The 22,344-nt window shown below is 72.1% G+C and carries 21 protein-coding genes; 14 read left to right on the forward strand and 7 right to left on the reverse strand.

Annotated elements, in window-relative coordinates; all coding sequences use genetic code 11:
• Positions 1-18 precede the first annotated feature (18 nt).
• Positions 19-1,671 carry a fatty acid--CoA ligase gene (locus tag DER72_RS08905; RefSeq protein WP_110069641.1) on the forward strand — a complete coding sequence of 551 codons (1,653 nt, stop codon included), beginning with the start codon at positions 19-21 and terminating at the stop codon, positions 1,669-1,671.
• A gap of 16 nt (positions 1,672-1,687) precedes the next feature.
• Here DER72_RS08905 and DER72_RS08910 read toward each other — a convergent pair whose 3' ends face one another.
• A complete protein-coding gene (locus DER72_RS08910) occupies positions 1,688-2,695 on the reverse strand; it encodes an AraC family transcriptional regulator (protein WP_110069642.1) in 1,008 nt (335 codons plus the stop codon).
• A 149-nt stretch (positions 2,696-2,844) separates the two neighbouring features.
• On the opposite strand from DER72_RS08910, the gene DER72_RS08915 reads away from it, so the two are divergent.
• The 4 genes from DER72_RS08915 to DER72_RS08930 all read left to right on the forward strand — a co-directional run bounded on the left by DER72_RS08915 (position 2,845) and on the right by DER72_RS08930 (position 8,075).
• Entirely contained in the window at positions 2,845-3,513 is a 669-nt protein-coding gene (locus DER72_RS08915; RefSeq protein WP_110069643.1) for an ABC transporter ATP-binding protein, read from the forward strand.
• Positions 3,513-6,038, forward strand: a complete 2,526-nt coding sequence (locus tag DER72_RS08920; protein ID WP_110069644.1) for an ABC transporter permease — start codon at positions 3,513-3,515, stop codon at positions 6,036-6,038. Before DER72_RS08915 ends, DER72_RS08920 begins: the two co-directional genes overlap by 1 nt.
• Positions 6,035-7,201 carry a lipocalin-like domain-containing protein gene (locus DER72_RS08925; RefSeq protein WP_110069645.1) on the forward strand — a complete coding sequence of 389 codons (1,167 nt, stop codon included), beginning with the start codon at positions 6,035-6,037 and terminating at the stop codon, positions 7,199-7,201. The genes DER72_RS08920 and DER72_RS08925 overlap by 4 nt, the downstream gene beginning before the upstream one ends.
• 136 nt (positions 7,202-7,337) lie before the next feature.
• Positions 7,338-8,075: a dioxygenase gene (locus DER72_RS08930; RefSeq protein WP_110069646.1), complete on the forward strand. Its 738-nt coding sequence runs from the start codon at positions 7,338-7,340 to the stop codon at positions 8,073-8,075.
• A gap of 75 nt (positions 8,076-8,150) precedes the next feature.
• Here DER72_RS08930 and gloA read toward each other — a convergent pair whose 3' ends face one another.
• The gene (gloA, locus tag DER72_RS08935) at positions 8,151-8,684 is read right to left on the reverse strand and encodes a lactoylglutathione lyase (protein ID WP_110069647.1); all 534 of its coding nucleotides are present in this window, start codon (positions 8,682-8,684) and stop codon (positions 8,151-8,153) included.
• 262 nt (positions 8,685-8,946) lie between these two features.
• Here gloA and DER72_RS08940 point away from each other — a divergent pair, with 262 nt between their 5' ends.
• The gene (locus tag DER72_RS08940) at positions 8,947-9,438 is read left to right on the forward strand and encodes a C40 family peptidase (protein ID WP_110069648.1); all 492 of its coding nucleotides are present in this window, start codon (positions 8,947-8,949) and stop codon (positions 9,436-9,438) included.
• On the opposite strand, the gene DER72_RS08945 is transcribed toward DER72_RS08940, so the two are convergent.
• Genes DER72_RS08945 through DER72_RS08955 form a run of 3 tightly spaced genes read right to left on the reverse strand, consistent with a single transcriptional unit; the run spans position 9,393 to position 11,823 of the window.
• A complete protein-coding gene (locus DER72_RS08945) occupies positions 9,393-10,793 on the reverse strand; it encodes a HAMP domain-containing sensor histidine kinase (protein ID WP_110069649.1) in 1,401 nt (466 codons plus the stop codon). The two genes, DER72_RS08940 and DER72_RS08945, sit on opposite strands and share 46 nt — an antisense overlap.
• On the reverse strand, positions 10,790-11,461 hold the full coding sequence (locus DER72_RS08950; protein WP_110069650.1) for a response regulator transcription factor: 672 nt from the start codon (positions 11,459-11,461) through the stop codon (positions 10,790-10,792). The genes DER72_RS08945 and DER72_RS08950 overlap by 4 nt, the downstream gene beginning before the upstream one ends.
• Positions 11,458-11,823 carry a PepSY domain-containing protein gene (locus DER72_RS08955; protein WP_110069651.1) on the reverse strand — a complete coding sequence of 122 codons (366 nt, stop codon included), beginning with the start codon at positions 11,821-11,823 and terminating at the stop codon, positions 11,458-11,460. The genes DER72_RS08950 and DER72_RS08955 overlap by 4 nt, the downstream gene beginning before the upstream one ends.
• A 111-nt stretch (positions 11,824-11,934) precedes the next feature.
• Between DER72_RS08955 and DER72_RS08960 the strand changes: the two genes are divergently transcribed.
• The 8 genes from DER72_RS08960 (at position 11,935) to DER72_RS08995 (ending at position 20,753) form a co-directional block, all read left to right on the forward strand.
• Positions 11,935-12,405 (forward strand): PepSY domain-containing protein, encoded by a 471-nt coding sequence (locus tag DER72_RS08960; protein ID WP_110069652.1) that lies wholly within the window; start codon positions 11,935-11,937, stop codon positions 12,403-12,405.
• Between the two features lie 150 nt (positions 12,406-12,555).
• Complete coding sequence (locus tag DER72_RS08965) at positions 12,556-13,209, forward strand: thermostable hemolysin (protein WP_110069653.1); 654 nt, start codon at positions 12,556-12,558, stop codon at positions 13,207-13,209.
• A complete protein-coding gene (locus DER72_RS16595; protein ID WP_110069654.1) occupies positions 13,193-15,367 on the forward strand; it encodes an AMP-binding protein in 2,175 nt (724 codons plus the stop codon). Before DER72_RS08965 ends, DER72_RS16595 begins: the two co-directional genes overlap by 17 nt.
• Entirely contained in the window at positions 15,354-16,196 is an 843-nt protein-coding gene (locus DER72_RS08975; protein WP_110069655.1) for an SDR family oxidoreductase, read from the forward strand. The genes DER72_RS16595 and DER72_RS08975 overlap by 14 nt, the downstream gene beginning before the upstream one ends.
• On the forward strand, positions 16,193-16,876 hold the full coding sequence (locus DER72_RS08980) for a hypothetical protein (protein ID WP_219983244.1): 684 nt from the start codon (positions 16,193-16,195) through the stop codon (positions 16,874-16,876). Before DER72_RS08975 ends, DER72_RS08980 begins: the two co-directional genes overlap by 4 nt.
• Before the next feature lie 7 nt (positions 16,877-16,883).
• Positions 16,884-17,564, forward strand: coding sequence for a response regulator transcription factor (locus DER72_RS08985; RefSeq protein ID WP_110069656.1), 681 nt, complete (start codon positions 16,884-16,886; stop codon positions 17,562-17,564).
• Positions 17,561-18,961, forward strand: coding sequence for an ATP-binding protein (locus DER72_RS08990; RefSeq protein WP_110069657.1), 1,401 nt, complete (start codon positions 17,561-17,563; stop codon positions 18,959-18,961). The genes DER72_RS08985 and DER72_RS08990 overlap by 4 nt, the downstream gene beginning before the upstream one ends.
• Before the next feature lie 130 nt (positions 18,962-19,091).
• Positions 19,092-20,753, forward strand: coding sequence for a phosphoethanolamine transferase (locus DER72_RS08995; RefSeq protein WP_181395635.1), 1,662 nt, complete (start codon positions 19,092-19,094; stop codon positions 20,751-20,753).
• Between the two features lie 43 nt (positions 20,754-20,796).
• Here DER72_RS08995 and DER72_RS09000 read toward each other — a convergent pair whose 3' ends face one another.
• Both DER72_RS09000 and DER72_RS09005 read right to left on the reverse strand, forming a co-directional pair.
• Positions 20,797-21,405, reverse strand: coding sequence for a cystathionine beta-synthase, core (locus DER72_RS09000; RefSeq protein WP_110069659.1), 609 nt, complete (start codon positions 21,403-21,405; stop codon positions 20,797-20,799).
• 204 nt (positions 21,406-21,609) lie between these two features.
• Positions 21,610-22,128, reverse strand: coding sequence for a cytochrome b (locus DER72_RS09005; RefSeq protein ID WP_110069660.1), 519 nt, complete (start codon positions 22,126-22,128; stop codon positions 21,610-21,612).
• Between the last annotated feature and the right edge of the window lie 216 nt (positions 22,129-22,344).

The raw sequence follows: 22,344 nt of genomic DNA on the forward strand, positions 1-22,344 counted from the left end.
CCACGAGGAGACACGCCGATGACCACCGTCCACCCGAAGATCCTGCCGCCCACGCCCTCGGCCACCAACCCGCCGCTGCTGATCGGCGAGCTGCTGGAGAGCGGCGTGCGCATGGCCGGCGACAATCCCATCGTCTACCGCGACCTGAGCCGCCACAGCTACCGCCGCTTCCGCGAGCGGGTGCACCAGCTCGCCCACCTGCTCACCGCCCGGGGCGTGCGCGCCGGCGATGTGGTGGCGGTGCTCGACTGGGACAGCCACCGCTACCTGGAGGCCTTCTTCGCCATCCCCATGCTGGGGGCCATCCTGCACACGGTGAACGTGCGCCTCTCGCCGGAGCAGGTCCACTACACCATGGAGCACGCCGAGGACGACTTCGTGCTCGTGCATCGTGACTTCGTGCCGCTACTGGAGGGGCTCCACGAGCGGCTGCCGCGCATTCGCGGCTACCTGCTCTGCCAGGAGGAGGAGGCGCCCCTCGAGACCCGCCTGCCCCTGGTGGGCGAGTACGAGACGCTGCTGGCCGAGCAGCCCGGCCACTACGACTTCCCCACCTTCGACGAGAACGCGGTGGCCACGCTGTTCTACACCACCGGCACCACCGGCAACCCCAAGGGGGTCTACTTCACCCACCGCCAGCTGGTGCTGCACACCCTGGGCGAGGCCAGCACCTTCCAGGCGCCGGGGTTCGAGCTGCTCGACCGCGACAAGGTCTACATGCCGATCACGCCGATGTTCCACGTGCATGCGTGGGGCGTGCCCTACACCGCCACCCTGCTCGGCGCCACCCAGGTCTACCCCGGGCGCTACGAGCCGGAGATGCTGGTCAAGCTGCTGGTCAGCGAGAAGGTGGACTTCTCCCACTGCGTGCCCACCCTGCTCGGCATGGTGGTGGGCGCCGAGCCGGTCGCCTCGGGCCGGGTCGACCTCTCCGGCTGGAAGCTGCTGATCGGCGGCAGCCCCCTGACCCAGGCGCTGGCCCGGCGAGCCCATGAGCTGGGCATCGACACCCGCAGCGCCTACGGCATGTCGGAGACCTGCCCGCTGCTCACCGCCGACATCCTGCCCCGGGATATCGCCGAGGCCGACTTCGAGACCCAGCTGCCGTGGCGCTGCAAGGCGGGCGTGGCGGTGCCGCTGGTGCACCTGCAGGTGGTGGACGAAAGCGGCACACCGCTGCCCCAGGACGGCGAGAGCGTCGGCGAGGTGCGCGTCCGCGCCCCCTGGTTGACCCAGGCCTACTACAAGGAGACCACCCGCAGCGAGGAGCTGTGGCGCGACGGCTGGCTGCATACCGGCGACGTGGCCACCCTCGACGAGCGCGGCTTCCTGCAGATCCGCGACCGCATCAAGGACGTGATCAAGACCGGCGGCGAGTGGATCTCCTCCCTGGAGCTGGAGAACCTGATCGCCCAGTGCCCCGGCGTGGCCGAGGTGGCGGTGATCGGCATGCCCGACGAGCAGTGGGGAGAGCGCCCCGCCGCCCTGGTGGTGCCCCTTGACCTCAACGCCCCGCCCACCGGCGACGAGGTGCTGACCTTCCTCAAGCAGTTCGTCAACGAGGGGCGCATCAACCGCTGGGCGCTGCCCTCCTCCATCCGCTTCGTCGACGAGATCCCCAAGACCAGCGTGGGCAAGCTCGACAAGAAGCGCATCCGCCAGGAGGCGTAAGGGACGAGCGCTGGCTTCACCGGGGTACCGCCAACGCCCGCCGATAGGCGGCGGGCGTATCCCCGGTCCAGCCGCGGAAGGCGCGGCTGAAGCAGGCCTGGTCCTGGAATCCCAGCGACTCGGCCAGGGTCGTCAACGGCTGCTCGCTGCGGGTCAGCGCCTGGATAGCGAAGTCCCGCCGACACTCGTCCTTGACCGCCTGGAAGCGGGTCCCTTCCGCCGCCAGGCGCCGCGAGAGGGTGCGCACCGACAGGTGCAGCGCCTCGGCCACCTCCGCCACGCTGGCCGAGTAGGCGCCGTGGCGGGTCAAGTGCTCGCGCACCCGGTGGGCGAGCAGGCGCTCCTCGAAGGAGACATAGAACCAGTCCGCCGGGGCGCGCTGCAGGAAGGCGCCCAGGTGCTGCTTGGTCTGGCGGATCGGCTCGTCGAGCACCGCTCGATCGAAGTAGATGGCGGTCTGGGGACAGTCGAAGAGCACCCGGCCCGGATAGAAGTAGCGATAGTCGGCACTATGAGCAGGCTGGGGGTAGGCGCACTCCATCAGCAGCGGTGGAATCTTGCGGGCAATCATCCACGACGCGATGCCGTGGAGCAGCTTCAGCATCAGCTCGTGCACCAGGATGCGGCTGCCCGCCGGAGCGCGGTGCTCCACCAGGCCGATGCGCACCCGCTCGTCACCGTGGCTGACCTCGTAGCCGAAATCATCCAGCAGGATGCGGAAGAACAGCCGATAGCGGTGGAGCGCCACCCTGAGGGTCGGCGCCTCCAGCAGGCTCAGGCAGAGCAGCTTGAGGGTGCCGCCACGCAGCGGCCGGGAGAAGAACCCCGGCGTCTCGTCATCGCACTCGTTGACCAGCAGGCGATAGAGGGTGGCAAACTGCTCCACGGTGACTCGCCCGTGCCGGGTGTCCAGCCAGCCCGGCGAGATGCCGGCGCGGCGCAGCAGGCTGCCGCGCTCGCGGTGAAGCTGTGGCACCCCCCGAAACAGCTCGCCGACGAAGTGTCTCGACACCGTGACCGTCACTCTGCCCTCCCTTGGCCATCAGGCCGCATGCCCCGGCATGCCCTCGGTTATACGCGATCGCCTTGCCGGCTTCACTTCTCCGTGAGTCGCCTGTGGCGGCGGAACGTTCTGTGCCACCATGCCGGAGGGAACGCCACCGGGAACTCCCCATGCTCGAATTTCGCCAGGTCCACAAGGCCTATGCCACCCCCCAGGGGCCGCTGACGGTGCTGGACGGCGTCGACCTGACCCTGGCGGCCGGGCAGAGCCTGGCACTGATGGGCGAGTCGGGCAGCGGCAAGTCGACCCTGCTGCACCTGGCGGCGGGGCTCGACCTGCCCGATGCCGGCGAAGTGCGCCTGGCCGACCGGCCGCTGTCGGCGCTGGCCGAACCCGACCGGGCCCGGCTGCGGCGCGAGGCGCTGGGCCTGGTGTTCCAGCAGTTCCACCTGGTGCCAAGCCTCACCGTGATCGACAACCTGCGCCTCCAGGCACGGCTGGCCGGTGTGGAGGATCCCGACTGGACCGCCGAGCTGGTGAGCCGGCTCGGCCTGGCCGGACTGGAGAAGCGCTATCCGGAACAGCTCTCCGGCGGGCAGCAGCAGCGCCTGGCCATCGGCCGTGCCCTGGACCCGCGCCCCGCCCTGCTGCTCGCCGACGAGCCCACCGGCAACCTGGACGAAACCACCGCCGGCGAGGTGCTGGCCCTGCTGCTGGAACTGGTACGCAAGACCGGCTGCAGCCTGCTGGTGGTCACCCACAGCCCCCAGGTGGCGGCGCCACTGGACCGCTGCCTGGTGCTCTCCCACGGCCAGCTTCACCCGCCGACGGACCGCTGATGGCCACGGTTCTCACCACCCTGTTCTCCCACTATCGGCGCCACCCCGGCCAGCTGCTGATGCTGCTGCTCGGCCTCTGGGTGGCCAGCGCCCTGTGGAGCGGCGTCCAGGCGATCAACGCCTCGGCCCGGGACAGCTACGCCCGCGCCGAGGCGCTCTTCACCACCGGCCTGGACCGCCTGGAGCGCCGCGACGGCCAGGCGCTGACCCGGGAGGAGTTCACCGCCCTGCGCCGGACGGGGGTGCCGGTCTCGCCGCTGCTGGAGGGCGAACTGGAGCCTGCGAACGGCACCCGGCTGACGGTGATCGGCATCGACCCGCTGACCCTGCCCGGCGACAGCGCCTTCGCCACGGCCGACAGCCTCTCTTCAAGCCCGGGCGAACTCACCGGCTTTCTGTCACCCCCCTGGCAGACCCGAGTGGCCCCGGACTCCCTGGCCGCCCTGGGCGTCACGCCAGGCGATGCCATCGGCAGCGAGCCTGCGCTGAACGACGGGAAACGCCTGCCGCCGCTGAGCCTGGCGCCCTCGCTGCCGCCGGACACCCTGGTGATGGACATCGCCGCCGCCGCGGCCCTGCTGGAGAGCGGCGAGCGGATCAGCCGGCTGGTGGTGGCGCCCGGCGCGCTTGCCGAGGCCCCGGACGGGCTGGTGCTGACGCCCGCCACGACCCTGGCCTCGCCGGGCCAGCTCACCGAGAGCTTCCATCTCAACCTCACCGCCCTGGCGCTGCTGGCGCTGGTGGTGGGGCTGTTCATCGTCCAGGCCGCGCTGGGCCTCGCCCTGGAGCAGCGCCTGGAGATGCTGCGCACCCTGCGCGCGCTGGGCGTGACCGGCCGGGCCCTGGTGGGCCTGCTGGCCCTGGAGCTGCTGATCCTGGGCCTGGTCGGGGCGCTGGCAGGCATCGCCAGCGGCGTCTGGTTGGCCCGGGCACTGCTGCCCGACGTGGCGGCCACCCTGGGCAGCCTCTACGGGGCGGGGGTCGGCGCCGAGCTGCGGCTGCCCTGGCACTACTGGCTGGGCGGGCTGGCGGTGACCCTGGGCGGCCTGCTGCTGGCCGGCGCCGGCGTGCTGTGGCGGGCGGCCCGGCTCAGCGTGCTCGACCTGGGCCAGGCCCAGGCATGGCGGGCCGGCTTCCACCGCCAACTGCGGCTGATGGCCATGGCCGGCGGCCTGGCGGCGCTTGTCGGCCTGGCGCTGTGGGCCTGGCTGGCCCGCCTGCCGCCGGGCGAGGGACTGCTGGCCGGCTTCGGCCTGGTGGCCGCCCTGCTGCTGGCCAGCGCCCTGTGGCTGCCGCCGGTGCTGGCCGCGGCCCTGGCCGGTCTGGCGCACCTGGCTCGGCGACGCCCGCTGGCCCAGTGGGCCCTGGCCGACCTGCAGCTGCAGCTGCCGCGGCTCACGCTTGCCATGATGGCCCTGCTGATCGCGCTCTCCGCCAACCTGGGGGTGGGCAGCATGGTGGGCGGCTTTCGCCTCACCTTCCTCGACTGGCTGGACCAGCGCCTGGTCGCGGACCTCTACCTGCGCCCGCCGGCGGAACGGTTCGACGAGGTTCACGCCTGGCTCGGCGAGCATCCGGGGGTGGCCGAGCGGCTGGCCACGCGGCGCAGCGAGGCCACCCTGCTGGCGGCCGAACGCGAGGGGGCCTCGCGGCCCCTGGAGCTGCCGGTCGGCCTCTACGGCATCACTCCCGGGGCGACCCTGATGCCCGCCTGGCCCCTGCGGGAGACCCTGGCGGGGCGCCAGGCGGCCTGGTCGGCGTTCGCGGCCGGCGACGCCTTCATCAACGAGCAGCTGGCCACCGCCGAGGGGCTCGCCCCCGGCGACCGCCTCACCCTGGCCGGCGCGGGCGCCCGCGGCGGAGCCCGCCAAACGCTGACCGTGGTGGCGGTCTACCCCGACTACGGCAACCCCCGCGGCGAGGTGCTGCTGGCCACGCCCCGGCTGGCCGAGCGCTTCCGGGCGCCGCCGGGCTCGGTGGGCATCGTGCTGGCGCCGGGCGCCGACGCGGATGACCTGCGTCGCGCCCTCGCCGAGCGCTTCGCACTGGGCCGCGACAGCCTGCTGGACCAGCGCGAGGTGAAGCGTGTCGCCACCGGCATCTTCGAGCGCACCTTCGCCATCACCCGGGCGCTCAACGCCCTGACCCTGGGCGTGGCGGCCCTGGCGCTGCTGGCCAGCCTGCTCGCCCAGGCACGCGAGCGACGGCGCCAGCTGGCGCCGCTGTGGGCGCTGGGCGTGCCCCGCGCCCGGCTGGGCCACCTTCAGCTGGCCCAGCTGGGCGGGGCGGCCCTGGCCACGGGCCTGCTGGCGGTGCCGCTGGGCATCGCCATCACCTGGGGGCTGGTGGCGTTGATCAACGTGGCGGCCTTCGGCTGGCGCCTTCCGCTGCACGTCTTTCCCGGCGAGATCATTCTGACCCTGGCCACCGCGGTGGCGGTGGCGCTGCTGGCCGCCGCGCTGCCCGTGCTGCGGCTGTGGCGGGCACCGCCCCGCACGCTGCTGGCCGAGGAGAGCGCATCATGAGCGCCCCGACCCGCGGCCCGTTGGCGGCACTGGCGCTGGGCCTGGCCCTGCTGCTGGGGGGCTGCGAGGAGGGTACTGCGCCCGAGCCCTCCGCCGGCTTCGCCGGCCTGGGCGAGAGCGCCGAGGGCTTTGCCCAGGCACGCCCCGGCACGCCGCTGCGCTTCCCGGAGGACCACGGCGCCCATCCCGACCACCGCATCGAGTGGTGGTACCTCACCGCCAACCTGGAGGACCAGGCCGGCGAGCCGCTGGGCCTGCAGTGGACGTTGTTCCGCCAGGCCCTGGTGCCCCCTATCGAGCGCCCTGCCCCCGGCCCCTGGGTCGCCGACCAGCTGTGGATGGCGCACCTGGCGGTCTCCCGGGGCGAGCGGCACGCCGTGGCCGAGCGCTTCGCCCGCAGCCACTCCGCCGACCCGAGCGAGGGCCGCGCCGGCCAGGCCGGCGCCGTGGCCCAGCCCTTCCGCGCCTGGCTCGACGACTGGACGCTGGCCACCCGGGTGGAAGACCCGGACGCCGACACCTTCGAGCGCCTCACCCTGACCGCCTTCGACGGCGAGGGGCAGGAGCGCGTCGGCTACCGCCTCGAGCTCACCGCCGAGGGCCCGCTGGTGCTGCACGGCGACGCCGGCTTCAGCCAGAAGTCCGCCGATGGCCAGGGCTCGATGTACGTCAGCCAGCCCTTCTGGCGCGTGGAAGGCGAGGTGGTACTGGCAGGAGAGACCCATGCGGTGAGCGGCCAGGGCTGGCTCGATCGGGAGTGGAGCAGCCAGCTGCTGGGCCCCGAGCAGGCGGGCTGGGACTGGTTCTCGCTGCACCTGGAGGACGGTCACCGGCTGATGGCCTTCCAGCTGCGCGGCGGCGGGGAGGCCGGCGGTGACTACCGTTCCGGCACCTGGATCTCGCCCGAGGGGGAGCCCCGGGCGCTGGCACCCGGCGAGCTTGCCCTCACGCCGCTGGCCACCTCGTCGGTGGCCGGCCGCGAGGTGCCTACTCGCTGGCGACTCGAGGTGCCCGCAGCGGGGCTTGACCTGATCGTCGAGGCGCCTCATGCCGAGCGCTGGATGGCCACCACGGTGCCCTACTGGGAGGGCGAGGTGGTCGCCCGAGACCCGCGGAGCGGTGAGCGGCTGGGGGTCGGCTACCTGGAGATGACCGGCTACTGAGCCGCTTGCGGGGCGGGGAACACAGGATTATCGCCGAGTGAGCGATAATGTTTCTCGCCAAACCCCGATTATCTTCTCCCGGGGTGCTGGTAGAGTGGCCGGCATCACCGACGTCACCCATCCAAGGAGAGCCAAGATGCTGCCCAGCCTGTTCATCTCCCACGGTTCACCGATGCTGGCCCTGACCGAGACTCCGGCCCATGACTTCCTGCGCGGGCTCGGCCAGCGGCTGCGCCCGAAGGCGGTGGTGGTGGTCTCGGCCCACTGGGCCAGCCGCCAGCTGCTGGTGAGCACCAGCGCCCACCCCGAGACGATCCACGATTTCGGCGGCTTCCCCCGGGAGCTCTTCGAGTGCCAGTACCCCGCCCCCGGCGAGCCCGAGCTGGCGCTGCGCCTGGCCCGCGAGCTCAACGCCGTCCCCACCGAACGCGGCCTGGACCACGGCGCCTGGGTGCCGCTGTCGCTGATGTTCCCGCAGGCGGAGGTGCCGGTGGTGTCGCTGTCGCTGCCAGTGCAGTGGTCCAACGCCGAGCTGGCGGCCCTGGGCGAGCGGCTCGCCGCGCTGCGGAACGAGAACATCCTGGTGATCGGCTCCGGCAGCCTGACCCACAACCTCTACGAGATGCAGGCCCGCGACGCCGCCATGCCGGCCTGGGTGGGCGAGTTCGCCGACTGGGTCGAGGCGCGGCTCGCCGAGGACGATCGCGAGGCCCTGCTGGCCTGGGAGTCGGCCCCGAAGGCCCGCGAGAACCACCCCACGCCGGAGCACTTCCAGCCCCTGCTGGTGGCCATGGGCGCCGGCGGCCAGGCCGAGCGCCTGCACCACAGCGTCGAGCACGGCGTACTGGCCATGGACGTCTACGCCTTCGGCTGAGGCAAGCGCCGGCCCTGAAACGCACGACGGCGCCGCCCCGGTGGGGCGGCGCCGTCGCATCGGGCCATGCCCGGGTCAGTCGCCCAGGGCGGCCAGCCGGTCGGCCTGGACCACCTCGATCCAGTAGCCGTCGACGTCCTTCACGAACACCACGTTCTTCATCTTGCCCTGGTCTGCGCGCTTGACGAACTCCACGGCGTTGGCGTCGAACCAAGCCTCGGCGGCCTCGAGATCCGGCACGCTGAAGCAGATATGGCCGAAGCCCTGGGGCTCGGCATTGCCGTCATGGTAGGAAAAGTCGGCCTGGTTCTCGGTGCCCCAGTTGTGGGTCAGCTCCAGCACCCCCTTCTGGCTGAAGGTCCAGACGGTGCGCTCGCCGGTCGCCTCGGGGACCGGCTCCCCCTCCTCCACCCGGGCCAGGAAGTAGAGCGAGAACTGCATCTCCTCGAAGTCGAGGCGGCGCAGCACTCGCATGCCGAACACCCGGGTATAGAAGGCCAGCGCCTTCTCGGGGTCCTTCACCCGCAGCATGGTGTGGTTGAGGCGAAAGCCGGCGCTATCGGCGGTGGGGGTCTGGACGCCGGGATGCTGCTCTCCCTTGAAGCTCATGGGCTACTCCTGTCTGCCATGGGGAAACTGTCTTGTGTAGATGGGGACAGCGGCAGGAGTTTTCCAGTTCCGGCGGCAGGCGATTTTTACGGTTCTACGCAGACTGGCGTGAAAACGAAGTTATCTTAGGGAGCGGTGGGGCACGCCATGACGCCAGACGAGATGCTCGCCAACGGGACTCGCATCGCCTTTCGCTGAGGCTTTCCGAGCCAGGCGGCAGGCGCTAATGTAGCGGCATGTCCGTCTCTGCGGAGCTCCCCGCATGCCCACCCCCCGTCCGGCCGCCTGGCGGCTCACCGCAGCCCTCGCACTGCTCCTGCTGCTGGCCGGCTGCGCCGGCCGTGAGCTTGCCGTGCATGACCCGACCCCCGCAGAGGGGCTCTCCATCGAGCGGGCGCTGATCCTGGCCGCTGCCCAGAACGCCCTGGGCACCCCCTATCGCTTCGGCGGCAACTCCCCCGCGGGGCTCGACTGCTCGGGTCTGGTGGAGCTGGCCTACCGCGCCGCCGGCATCCCGGTGCCGCGCACCGCCGACGACCAGTTCCGCGCCCTGCCCGCCACCCCCAGGGCCCGCCCCGGGGACCTGCTCTTCTTCGATATCACCGGGCGCGGCAAGGCCAGCCACGTGGGGATCTACCTCGGCGACGGCCAGATGATCCACGCCCCGGGCCGAGGCCGCCAGGTGGAGACGGCGCCGGTGGAGATCGCCTACTGGCAGGAGCGCTTCCTGGGCGCCGCCGCCGCGGCGCCCTGAGCCTTCGACAGGGGCCCCGCCGGCAGCCAGACCCGGGCCGCCAACCCGCCGAGTGCTGCGCGCCCGAGCGTGAACCGCCCCCCGTACAGGGCCACCAGATCGCCCACGATGGCCAGGCCCAGGCCGCTGCCGGGCTCCTGCTCGTCGAGCCGCACCCCTCGCGCCATGGCCTGATGCCGCTGGCCCTCGCTCATGCCGGGACCATCGTCCGCCACTTCGAGCCAGCACTCGTCCCCTTCCTCGCCGCCGCTCAGCAACACCCGGGTGGCCGCCCAGCGCAGGGCATTCTCGAGCAGGTTGCCGACCAGCTCCTGGAGGTCCTGGGGGTCCATGCGCAGCGTCATCGCCTCCGGCAGCGAGTGGCTCAGGCGGATGCCGCGCCGCTCGGCCAGCCGGCCCAGCCCCTCCAGCACCGGCGCCAGCACCTCGAGGCAGCGGCTCGGCCGATGCAGCCCGGCGTCGCCGGCGGCGGAGGCCCGGGCCAGATGGTGGCGCACGGCCTCGTCGATGCGCCGAAGCTCGGCCTTCATGCGCTGGCGCTGCGGCGCCTCGAGGCCATCCGCCTGGGTCGAGAGGACGCTCACCGGGGTCTTCAGCGCATGGGCCAGGTTGCCGGCGGCGTGGCGGGCCCGCTCCATCAGGCGCCGATCCCGTTCCAGCACGCCGTTGATGGCACCGGCCAGTGGCGACAGCTCGGCGGGCAGCCGGGTATCCAGGCGCTCGATCTCGCCGTTCTCGACCTCCCGGAGGCTGGCCTGCAGCCGGCGCAGCGGCGCCAGGGCCCAGCGTACCTGAGCCGCCAGCGCGGCCAGCAGCAGCAGGGCCAGCCCCAGCAGGGAGAGCACCAGCAGGCGGGAGAAGCCGGCGAGCTCGGCATCCAGCTCCTCCCGGCTGAGCGCCACGCCGATGTGCAGCGGCGCCTCGAGCGGGGCCAGCCGGATGTCGCGCTCGATCAGACGCAGCGGCACCCCCCTTGGCCCCAAGACGTCACGCACCTCGGGGCCCGAGGCCGGCACCACCGGCAGCCGCTGGTCCCACAGCGAACGCGATGTCAGCACCCGATCGGCGCCGTCGCTGACCTGCCAATACCAGCCGGAGAAGACCTGCTCGAAGCGCGGATCGCCCAGCGAGCGCTCGTGCTGGAGCCGCTGCTCCAGCTCGTCGTAGCGCACCTCGACGATGACCACGTTGAGCAGGGCCTCGAGGCGCTCGTCGAAGGCGGCGGTGGCGGACGCGCGAAAGTGGTGGGCGAGGCCGAGGCCCGCCAGGGGCAGCGAGACCAGGATCACCAGCAGGGCGGCCACCAGCAGGCGGGTGGCCAGGGAGGCGTGCGCCAGCGAGGGCAGGCGACTCATCCGCTCTCCTCGCCGCCCGTCAGCCGGTAGCCCTGGCCACGCAGGGTCTCGATATGCGCCGCACCCAGCTTGCGGCGCAGCCGGCTGACCTGGACATCGATGACGTTGGAGTCCGGCTCGTGGTCGCGGTCGTAGACGTGCTCGGCCAGCTCGCTGCGGCTGACCACCCGCGGGGCGGCATGGGCCAGGTAGGCGAGCAGCCGCGCCTCCTGGGCGGTGAGGCTCACCGGGCAGCCGGCACGGGTCACGCTGCCGGTGTGGGTATCGAAGGCCAGGTCGCCGATGCGCAGCACCGGATGGGCGTGGCCATGGCTGCGCCGCACCAGGGCACGCAGCCGGAACAGCACCTCGGCGGTCTCGAAGGGCTTGGTGACATAGTCGTCGGCGCCCGCCGTGAACCCCGCCGCCTTGTCGGCCCAGCGGGTGCGAGCGGTGAGCACCAGCACGGGCAGCTCGATGCCGTCCTCGCGCCACTGCCCCAGCCAGCGGGTGCCGTCGCCATCGGGCAGCCCCAGGTCGAGGATCACGGCATCATAGGTCTCGGTGCGCACCAGGAAGTCGGCCTCGCCGCCGCTGGCCGCCCGCTCGACCAGCACCCCGCCGCCGGCCAGCGCCTCGCCCAGCGCCTCGGCCAGGGCGCGATCATCCTCCACCAGCAGCACCTTCACGGGCGGCGCCTCATGTCGTCGATACCCACCCCCTCGATGCCGATGAGCTCGCCGCTGGCGGCGTCGAACTCGGACTCGACCCGCTGGCCCCGAGGACCGAGCATCTCCACCTCGTACACCAGCCGGCCATCCTCGCGCTCCAGCTCCACCTCCAGCACCTGCCCGGCGTAGTGGGCTTCCAGCCAGTCGAGGACGGAAACCATGGGCACCAGCTCACCGCGACTCACGCGCCCATGGAGGTCGTGCCAGTCGTTGTCGGCCGACGCCAGGGGCGGCAGGCAAGCCAGCGCCAGCGCAAGGAGCAGGACGGCGCCACGACGGCCCTGATGGAACGGACGGGGAGAGAGCTGGCATCGAGTCATGGAAAGAGCTTGCCACTCGGAAGATGAATGCAGCATGAACGACGCCGTCAGCTTCCGGCAAGGTCGCGGGTGATACAAGGGTGTCGTACCCAACAGAGAGGAGTTCACCCCATGACCATCAAGATGCTGATTGCCGGTTCCCTCACCGCCCTGGCGCTGGGCGTCACCGCTGCCCATGCCGGCGATGCCCTGCCCGCGGGCAGCCTCGACGCGGTGCTGGAGCGAGGCGCCGCCTACGGCTTCACCCACTATCTGGAGATCGAGGCCAAGGAGCGCGGCCAGGTGGAGATCGAGGGCTGGCTCGACGACGAGTGGCAGGCCGAGGTGCGGCTCTCCCTGGAGAGCGGCGAGCTCTACAAGGAGGAGCGCAAGCGCAAGGAGGACGGCCCCTGGGGCATGAGCGAGGCCGAGGTGCGGCTGGCCATGGAGGTCGCCATGGCCGAGGGCATGGCCGAGTTCGAGGAGATCGAGTTCAAGCGCGACGACCTGATCGAGATCGAGGGGCGCGACGAGGACGGCCGCGAACTCGAGGTGACCACCCGCCGGGGCGAGGAGGAAGCGCTGAAGGTCGAGCGCGACTGACCGACAGCCGACCACCGCAGGAAGAGGCCCGGGGCGCCACCAGCGCCCCGGGCCTCTTTCATCCGTACGCTCGGAAGCCCCTCGAATCGCTTAAGCCTTCGTTAAGCTGCCGGGGCCAGGGTATCGATGACACGTCATGGAGACGCCCCGATGCCCGACTCGAAATACCCTGCCTGCCTGCCGGCGGCGCCGACGCTGCACTGGCAGGAGGCCCGCCACTGGACCCAGCGCCGACGCCTGGCGCACCTGGTCCGCCGCCGCTTCGCCGAGGAGCATGACGCCACCGTCACCCAGCTGCTGCCGCGCCTCTTCGGCCTGTGGCAGGGCGGCTGGCCCCAGGCCGCAGTGGGGGTGCGCTCGGCGGCAAGCGGCCCGCTGTTCCAGGAGCGCTACCTGGACATCGCCGCCGAGCGCCTGCTCGCCGAGCGCTTCGCCCGCCCGGTGGCCCGTCACCAGGTCGCCGAGATCGGCAACCTGGCCAGCCGCCGTCCCGGCCTGCAGCGCCCGCTCTTCCTGCACCTGGTGGACCAGCTCGGCCGCGAGGGCATCGGCTGGCTGCTGTTCACCGCCACCCCCGAGGTGGCCAACGGCATCCGCCGCCTGGGCCTCACCCTCGAGCCGGTGATGGTCGCCGACCCGGCACGCCTGGGCGACGACCAGGCCCACTGGGGCCGCTACTATGAGCGCCGCCCCTGGGTCATGGCCGGCGACCTCACCCGCGCCCACCGGGAGCTTGCCGAACGCGGCCTGCTGCCCTCGGCGCCTCCCCGCGCGACGGAGATGGCCCATGCGCACCTCGCCTGAGGCCTTCCTGGCGCGGCTGGCCCGCCACGCCGAGGAGCGGCCGACCACCATCGCACTGGACGACGGCGCGCGCCACGTCATCTTCGCCGAGCTGCCGGGCGAGATCGAGGCGCGCCGGCAGCGCCTGGCCGCCGCCGGGGCGACGCGGGTCGCTCTGGCGCTGGACAATGGCATCGATTGGGCGCTGTGGGATCTGGCGCTACTGCGGGACGGCCGCGTGGCGGTCCCGGTGCCCGGCTTTTTCAGCCAGGCCCAGCGATGCCACCTGGTGGCGAGCGCCGGGCTCGACGCCTGGATCGGCCACGGTGGCGAGGCCCACGGCTTCGCCGCCACGCGGGACCCGGCCATCGCCACCCGGCGCGTCACCTCGCCCCCGGCCCTGCACGCCGGCACCACCCGCATCACCTTCACCTCCGGCACCAGTGGCACGCCCAAGGGGGTCTGCCTGGATGGCCTTGCGCCGCTGACCGTGGCCGAAAGCCTCGCCGAGGCGGTGGCCGGGCTTGCCATCGAGCGCCACCTGGCGATGCTGCCGCTCTCCACCCTGCTGGAGAATATCGGCGGCCTCTACGCACCGCTGTGGCTGGGGGCCAGCGTCCACCTACCCGGGGTGGCGGCGCTGGGCTGGCGAGGCGCCAGCGGCTTCGACCCACGGCGGGCACTGGCCACCCTCGACGCCTGCCGCCCCCACAGCCTGATCCTGGTCCCCCAGCTGCTGCAGGCGCTGGTGGAGGCGCGCCCGAAGGCCCCCGAGAGCCTGCGCTTCGTGGCCGTGGGCGGGGCGCGGGTCGCCGGCACCCTGCTGGGGCGCGCCCGTCGGGGCGGCTGGCCGGTGTTCGAGGGCTACGGCCTCTCGGAGTGCGCCTCGGTGGTCTGTCTCAATCGCCCCGGCGAGCCCGCCCGCGGCGTCGGCCGGCCGCTGCCCCATGCCGAGGTGCGCCTTGATGCCAGCGGCGAGGTGTGGGTGCGCGGCGCCACCATGCTGGGCTATCTCGGTGAGTCGGCGCCCACCACCCCCTGGCACGCCACCGGCGATCTGGGCCGCTGGGAGGGCGATGCCCTGGTGCTGGAGGGGCGCCGTCGCGAGGTCTTCATCACCGCTTACGGCCGCAACGTCGACCCCCAGTGGGTGGAGGGCGAGCTCTGCGCCCGCCCCACCATCGCCCAGGCCCTGGTCCATGGCGAGGCGCTGCCCGCCAACCGCGCCCTGCTGGTGCCCGCCTCGGCGGAGGTCGACGACGCGGCACTTGCCGCCGCGGTGGCCGAGGCCAACGCCGGCCTGCCGGACTACGCCCGGGTCCACGAGTGGCGCCGCAGCGCCCCCTTTACCCCTGAGAACCGCCAGCTGACGGCCAACGGCCGCCTGCGGCGCGACGCCATCCTCGCCGCCCATGGCGACTGGCTGCGCACTACCTCGTCCTGCCCACGGCTCGAACCGAGCTCGACCCTCAAGAAGGAGTGCCCCATGACCCCCTACCAGCAACTGCAGCAGGCCACCCGCGACGAGCGCGACTGGCTGCTCGCCACCCCGCTGCTGACCCGCGCCCTGGAAGGCCGCGTCAGCCGCGACGAGTACCTCGCCTTCCTCGGCCAGGCCTACCACCACGTGCGCTTCACGGTGCCGCTGATGATGGCCTGCGGCGCCCGCCTGCCCGACCGGCTGGGCTGGCTGCGCGAGGCCCTGGTGGAGTACATCGAGGAGGAGCACGGCCACGAGCGGTGGATCCTCGACGACATCCGCGCCGCCGGCGGCGATGCCGAGGCGGCCGCGGCAAGGCCGGCGGATCCCGCCACCCGGCTGATGGTGGCCACGGTGCGCGACACCATCGAGCACGGCAACCCGGTGGGCTTCTTCGGCATGGTCCAGGTGCTCGAGGGCACCAGCACGGCGCTGGCCACCCAGGCCGCCGAGAAGCTGCAGGCGAGCCTCGCGCTGCCCGACGAGGCGGTGCGCTACCTGACCTCCCACGGCAGCCTGGATATCGGCCACCTGGCCTTCTTCGAGGGGCTGGTGAACCGCCTGGAGGCCGACGACCTGGCGGCGGTAGTCGACACCGCGAGGCTGGTCTACCGCCTCTACGGCGCCATGTTCCGCGGCGTCGAGGCACGCTGTGCCGGCGGCAGCGCCGCCCGGGAGCTCTGCGATGCGCTGGCCTGATCGCCTCACCCGGCACCCGCGGCTGCCGGCGGGGGGCTGGCCCGCCCAGCGGGTGCTGATCACCGGCGCCAGCGGCGGCATCGGCCAGGCGCTGGTGGACGAGCTGGCCGCCGCCGGGGCGCAACTGCTGATCACCGGCCGCCGCGCCGAGGCCCTGGCGGCCACGGCGGCCCGCCACCCCGACCGGGTCACCGCGCTGCCCGCCGACCTGACCCGCGCCGAGGAACGCCAGCGGCTGGTGGCCGCCGCGGACCAGGCAGGTATCACCATGCTGATCAACGCCGCCGGGGTGAACCGGGTCGCACTGTTCACCGAGGGCTCGGATGCCGAGCTCGAGCGGCTCATCGCCCTCAACCTCACCGCCACCCTGCAGCTGACCCGGGCCCTGCTCCCCCGCCTGATGGCGGCGCGCCAGGGCTGGGTGATCACCCTGGGCTCCACCTTCGGCACCCTGGGCTACCCCGGCCAGGTCGGCTACTGCGCCACCAAGTTCGCCCTGCGCGGCTTCAGCCAGGCCCTGCGCCGGGAGCTCGCCGACACCCGGGTGCGGGTGCTGCATGTCTCGCCCCGGGCCACCCGCACCCCCATGAACGCCCCCGAGGTGACGGCCATGAACGCGGCCCTGGGCAACGCCATGGATAGCCCCGCCCGGGTCGCCCAGGCGGTGCGCCGCGCCGTGGAGCGCGGCCGGCCGGAGGCCCAGCTGGGCGGACCCGAACGCCTCTTCGTTCGCCTCAACGCCCTGCTGCCGGGGGTGGTCGACCGCGCCCTGGCCCGCCAGCTTCCCGTCATTCGCCGATTTATCGGCACCCCGGAGACCACGCCATGAACGCTGGACGACGCTTCCACTTTACCCTCCTGCGCCTGGCCGCCATGCTGCTTGTCGCCGGCCTCGGCGGCCTGTTCGCCATCGCCGCCCTGGCCGCGGGCGACGAGACCGTCACCGACCCGGCGGTGGTCCGGCTCCAGGCCCGCTGGGCCGAGATCCGCTACGAACTGCCGGACGACCAGCATGCCAGGGCCCTGGCCGCGCTGGGCGACGAGGCCGAACGCCAGCTGGCCGAAGCCCCCGACTCCGCCGAGCGGCTGATCTGGGCCGGCATCGTGCGCTCCAGCCAGGCCGGCGCCGAGGGCGGGCTGGGGGCGCTCGGCCTGGTCAAGCAGGCGCGCCGTCACCTGGAGGCCGCCCTGGCGCTGGACCCGCTGGCGCTGGAGGGCTCCGCCTATACGAGCCTCGGGGCGCTCTACTATCAGGTACCGGGCTGGCCGCTCGGCTTCGGCGACGACGACAAGGCCGAGTGGCACCTCAGGCGGGCGCTGGCCATCGACCCCGACGGGCTCGACAGCCTCTACTTCTGGGGCGACTATCTGCACCAGCAGGGTCGCGACGCCGAGGCGCGCCAGGCCCTGGAGAAGGCCCTACAGGCGCCGCCCCGACCCGGCCGCGAGCTCGCCGATGCCGGCCGCCGCGAGGAGATCCGCCACCTGCTGTCACGACTGGAGAAATGACGACCCGATGCGCATCCTGCTGGTCGAGGATGACCCGAGCCTGGCCTCGGGCATCCGCCTGGCCCTCAAGCCCGAGCACTACACCGTGGACCACCTCGCCGACGGCGCCATGGCGCGGGCCGCCCTGCAGGGCGACGAACCCTTCGACGCGGTGATCCTCGACCTGGGCCTGCCCGGGCTCGATGGCATGCGGGTGCTGGAGGGCGCACGGCGCGACGGCAACCGGGTGCCGGTGCTGGTCCTCACCGCCCGGGACGCCGTGGACGACCGCATCAAGGGCCTCGACGCCGGCGCCGACGACTACCTGGTCAAGCCCTTCGAGGTGGCCGAGCTCAAGGCGCGACTGCGCGCCCTGCTGCGCCGCAGCCAGGGCCAGGCGAGCCCGCTGCTGGAGTGTCGCGGCATCCGCCTCGACCCCGCCAGCCGGGAGGTGAGCTACCAGGGCGAGGCGATCGTCCTGTCCCGCCGCGAGTTCACCCTGCTCCAGGAGTTCATGGGACACCCGGGGCGGGTCTTCACCCGGGACACCCTGACCCGGCTGGTCTACGGCTGGGAGGAGGACGTGGAGAGCAACGCCATCGAGGTGCATGTCCACCACCTGCGCCGCAAGTTCTTTCCGGGGCTGATCCGCACGGTGCGCGGCATCGGCTACGTGCTGGACCGCGCCCCCCGGGAGGCCGAGGCGTGACCTCCATCCGGCGCCGCACCCTGGGGCTGGTGCTGCTGGTGTTCGGGGTCAGCATTCTGGCCATCGGCCTGGTCAGCTACCGCTACGCCGCCCACGAGATCGAGGAGCTCTACGACGCCAGCCTGGCCCAGAACGCCCGCCTGCTGGAGGGGCTGATCCAGGCGCCGCTGCCGGAGGCGCAGCGCGAGGCGCTGCTCGCCAGCCTGGAGAGCGCCCTGGCGCGCGCCGACCAGTCGGACAAGGACCTGCCCGGCCACCGCTACGAGAGCAAGCTGGCCTTCCAGCTGTGGGAGGGGGAGCGGCTGCTGCTGCGCTCGGCCAGCGCCCCGCCCGAGCCCTTCACCGAGGCGCCACCCGGCTACGCCAGCAGCCGGGTGGCGGACCACGACTGGCGGGTCTATGTGCTGGACGTGGCCGCGTCGTCGCGGCGTATCATGGTCGCCGAGCGCGACGATGTGCGCGGCGAGCTGACTCGCGCCGTGGCCCTGCGCACCCTGCTGCCGGACCTGGTCGGCCTGCCGCTGCTGGCGCTGCTGCTGTGGTGGGCCACCGGCCGGGGGCTGCGCCCGCTGTCGCGGCTGGCGGCGGCGATCCGCCAGCGCGACCCCCACAACCTGCAGCCTCTGGTGATGCGCCCCCTGCCCCGGGAGCTGGACACCATCGTCGGCGCCCTGAATCGGCTGCTGGAGCGCATCCGCCGGCTGCGGGTGCGCGAGAAGCGCTTCATCGCCGACGCCGCCCACGAGCTGCGCACCCCGCTGGCGGTACTCGACCTGCACGCCCAGAACGCCCTGGCCGCCGAGGACCCCGCCGACCGGCGCGAGGCGCTGGAGGAGCTGCGCAGCGGCGTGGCCAGGGCCACCCGGCTGGTCACCCAGTTGCTGACCCTGGCGCGCCTGGAGCCCGAGGAGGAGGAGCAGGAGGCGGGCGCCCGGGTCGACGGCGACCTGCTGGCCGAGGTGCGCGAAGCGCTGGCCGAGCTCTCGCCGCTGGCGGTGGAGCGCGACCAGACGCTGGATCTCGCCGCCGACGAGGGCAGCGACTGGCGGCTGGCGACCGAGCCGGGCGCCATCGCCACCCTGGTGCAGAACCTGGTCGGCAACGCCCTGCGCTACACCCCGGACGGGGGCCAGGTGACGGTGACCCTGGCGGCCGACGACGCCCGGCTGATACTGAGCGTGGACGACCAGGGCCCGGGGATTCCCGCCGCGGAGCGCGAGCGCGTCACCGAGCGCTTCCATCGCGCGGGTGCCGGGGCCGGCGCCGGCCTGGGGCTCTCCATCGTCGAGCGCCTGCTGGCCCGCCACGGCGGCACACTCCGCCTGGAGGAGGCACCCGGTGGCGGCCTGCGCGCGGTGGCGACGCTGCCGCGGGCCGACAAGGCCAGCCGGGCCTGACACCTGCTCGTGAGCGGGTTATAAGGGTTCGTTAAGGCGGGTCCCTCAGCATGGCTGCGTTGCCTTTCCGGACGCCACCATGACACCCCTCGACACTCGCCCTCTCGACCGGCCCATGAGTCTTCCCCCCATGCCTGAGTCCACTCGCTCTCCCCTGGAACGCTTCCTGCGGTTCCGCTCGAGGCTGCCGGCACTTTCCCCCCAGGCCCTGACCCTGTTCGCCTGCCTGGGCTTCACGCTCTTCTACAACCGGCGCTTCTGGTCGGCGGTGATCGCGGCCGAGCCGCCCGGCGGGCTTGGCGACTGGGGGCAGCTGGTCGGCTACGGCGTGGTGATGACCGCCCTTCATCTGGGGGTCTTCCTGCCGCTGGTCGGCCGCATAACCGTCAAGCCGCTGCTGACCGCCCTGGTGCTGGTCGCCGCCGCGGTCAGCTATTTCACCGGCCACTACGGCACCTACTTCGATACCCACATGATCGATAACGTGCTGCAGACGGATACCCGGGAGGCCGGGGAGCTGCTTACCCCGGGCCTGGCGCTCTATCTGCTGCTGTTCGGCCTGCTGCCACTGTCACTGGTATGGGGCTGGCCGCTACGCCGGCGCAGCTGGCAGCACGGCCTGGGGGCCGGCGCACTGTGGTGGCTGGGTAGTGTCATCGTGCTCGCCGGGGCGCTGCTGCTCTCGTTCCAGAGCCTCTCCTCACTGATGCGCAACCATCACGAACTGCGTTATCTGGTGACACCGGGCAATGCCATTATCTCCACCGGCCAGGTAATGGCGGCGCCGCCGCCACTGCCCGAGGAGCGCCTGCCCATCGGCGAGGATGCACGACGCCTGCCGAGCGCCGACGGCACGCCACGGCTGCTGGTGCTGGTGGTCGGCGAGACGGTGCGCGCCGCCAACTGGGGGCTGTCCGGCTATGCCCGGCAGACCACCCCGCGGCTGGCCGAGCGAGATGTCATCAACTTCCGTGAGGTGGCCAGCTGCGGCACCAGTACCGCCGTCTCGCTGCCCTGCCTGTTTTCCCCGCAGGGGCGAGCCGACTACGACGAGCGCTTCACCCGCAGCCACGAGTCGCTGCTGGACGTGGTGCAGCGCGCCGGCTATCGCGTGGAGTGGATCGACAACCAGTCGGGCTGCAAGGGGGTCTGCGACGGCGTGGAGCGAGCGTCACCGACGCCTGGCGATTACCCCGGGCTGTGCGAGGCGAGCGGCTGCCTCGATGGCGTGCTGGTCGAGGAGCTGGCAAGGCGCATCGGCGCGATAGGCGAGGATACGGTGATCGTGCTGCACATGCTGGGCAACCACGGCCCGAGCTACTTCCAGCGCTACCCGGAGAGCTTCCGGGCCTTCACCCCCACCTGCGAGTCGGCCGATCTGGCCCAGTGTGCCCCGGAGGCGATCGTGAACAGCTACGACAATGCGCTCCTGTATACCGACAGCGTGCTGGACGGGATCATCGGCGTACTGGAGGAGAGCCAGCCCCTGGCCACGGCCATGCTGTATGTCTCCGACCACGGGGAGTCGCTGGGCGAGAAGGGGATCTACCTGCATGGCCTGCCCTATGCCATCGCCCCCGAGGAGCAGACTCGGGTGCCGATGATGTGGTGGGCCTCCGAGGGTTTCCTGAATAGCCAGCAACTGAGCAACGACTGCCTCGCCGCCCGGCGCGACGCCTCACTGAGCCATGCCCACCTGTTCCATTCGCTGCTGGGGCTGCTCGGCGTGCAGAGCGAGGTCCGCCAAGACGCCCTGGACCTGGCAGCCAACTGCCGCGCCCCGGAGGACTGAGCCCCCGGGACGCGATCATAGCGTCGTGATCAGGCCACCGGGCTCACAGCTCGTGGCCGGTCACCACCCGACAGATATCGGCGAAGCTGTGCGCCAGGGGCACACCCGGCGCGGCCCTGTCGCCGGCTCCCATCGCGCGGCGGATGTCGGCCGCCGAGACCAGGCCGCGAATCCACTCCTGCCCCTGGTTGTCACGCTCGGTCACCAGCAGGTGCTGGTCGGCCATCGACTCCAGTGACAGCAGCAGGTCCTCGATGGTAAGCGAGGCAAGCTGCTCCAGCGACATGGCCGCCAGCTTGTGCCAGGGGGTCATGATCATGCCCACAGTGATCTCGTCACGGGGCAGGTCGCGCTCTTGCATGGCGAGCGTGATGCGCCGGTCGCCGATCACCTCCCGAGCGGTCAACGCCCCGAGGCAGTGCCTCTGCTCGTCGATGACCAGCAGCAGGCGAATGCCTCCAAAGCGCATGATCAGGTGCGCCTCGTCGACGCCGACCTCCGCATCGATGGTGCGTGGCATCAGCTGAGAGAAGTCGGTGAGCACCTCGAGAGCGGAACTCGATGCGCTCAGCCGCGGACGGTACGGGGTAACCAGCGACGGCGGGGCCGCGAGCTGGCGAAGCGGCTTGTGGGAAAGGTGCAGGGTGTTCATGGGAGGAACTCCTCATCAGGGTAAGCGGGGTGCCAATGGCACCTCTCGCCCCCAGGCTTTCAGAGCTCGCTTAAGGCAGGCTTAAGCCGGCGATACACCCGGCCTCGCGTGGGGCCTCCCTGTCTGTCCATCACGTCCTGTCCCCAGACCGGCGCAGCGGCGCCACACGACCGTGAACGTCGCTGGGTGGCGCCGCTGCCTGGCTTAGGCCATGCGTTTCAGGGTGTTGTCATGCAGCCAGAACTGGTGGGCCAGGCTGGCCAGCACGTGCACGCCGATCAGCAGCCACAGCAGGTTAGCCAGCACCTCGTGGGTCTCCTCGGCGGCCTCCTCCAGCCACTCGATCTCCGCCCCCGGGGCGAACAGTGGCAGCCCGAAGAACTCCACGCCGTGGCCGCTGCCCAGGGCGGCGAGCAGGCCGCTCGCGGGGATCAGCAGCATCGCCGCATAGAGCGCCAGGTGCCCCAGCCGTGCCGCCCACTTCCAGTGCGCATGGGCCTCGAGCCTGCCGTGGTTCACCCCGCGCCACAGCAGCCGGAACACCAGCAGCCCCAGCAGCAGCAGCCCGACGCTCCTATGCAGCGACATCGCCTCCCGCTCGCTCATCCCGAAGAGCTCCGCCAGCCACTCCGTGCCGAGCATCAGGATCAGCAGCACGGCCATGCCCCAGTGAAGCGCCCGTGAGACGGCGCCGTAACGTTGTGCGGAATCCAGCCAGTTCATGTCGTCATCCTCCTCGTTCGATGGACAACGACAGTCTTACGCCAGCGCGGCTGTCAGGAACCTTAACGCCCCGTTCATGGGGCGTTCATCCTTGCATCACGCCGCCCATGACGGCTCCGAGCCGCGCAATCCGCAACGGCGGTGTCACACGCCGGTCATGCCGCCGTAAGCCATCCTTAAGGAAGGGGCGCCACAGTCGGAGGTGATGACCGATCC

Origin of the sequence: Halomonas sp. A11-A (assembly GCF_003182195.1) — a bacterium.
Classification (GTDB): Bacteria; Pseudomonadota; Gammaproteobacteria; order Pseudomonadales; family Halomonadaceae; genus Halomonas; species Halomonas alkalicola.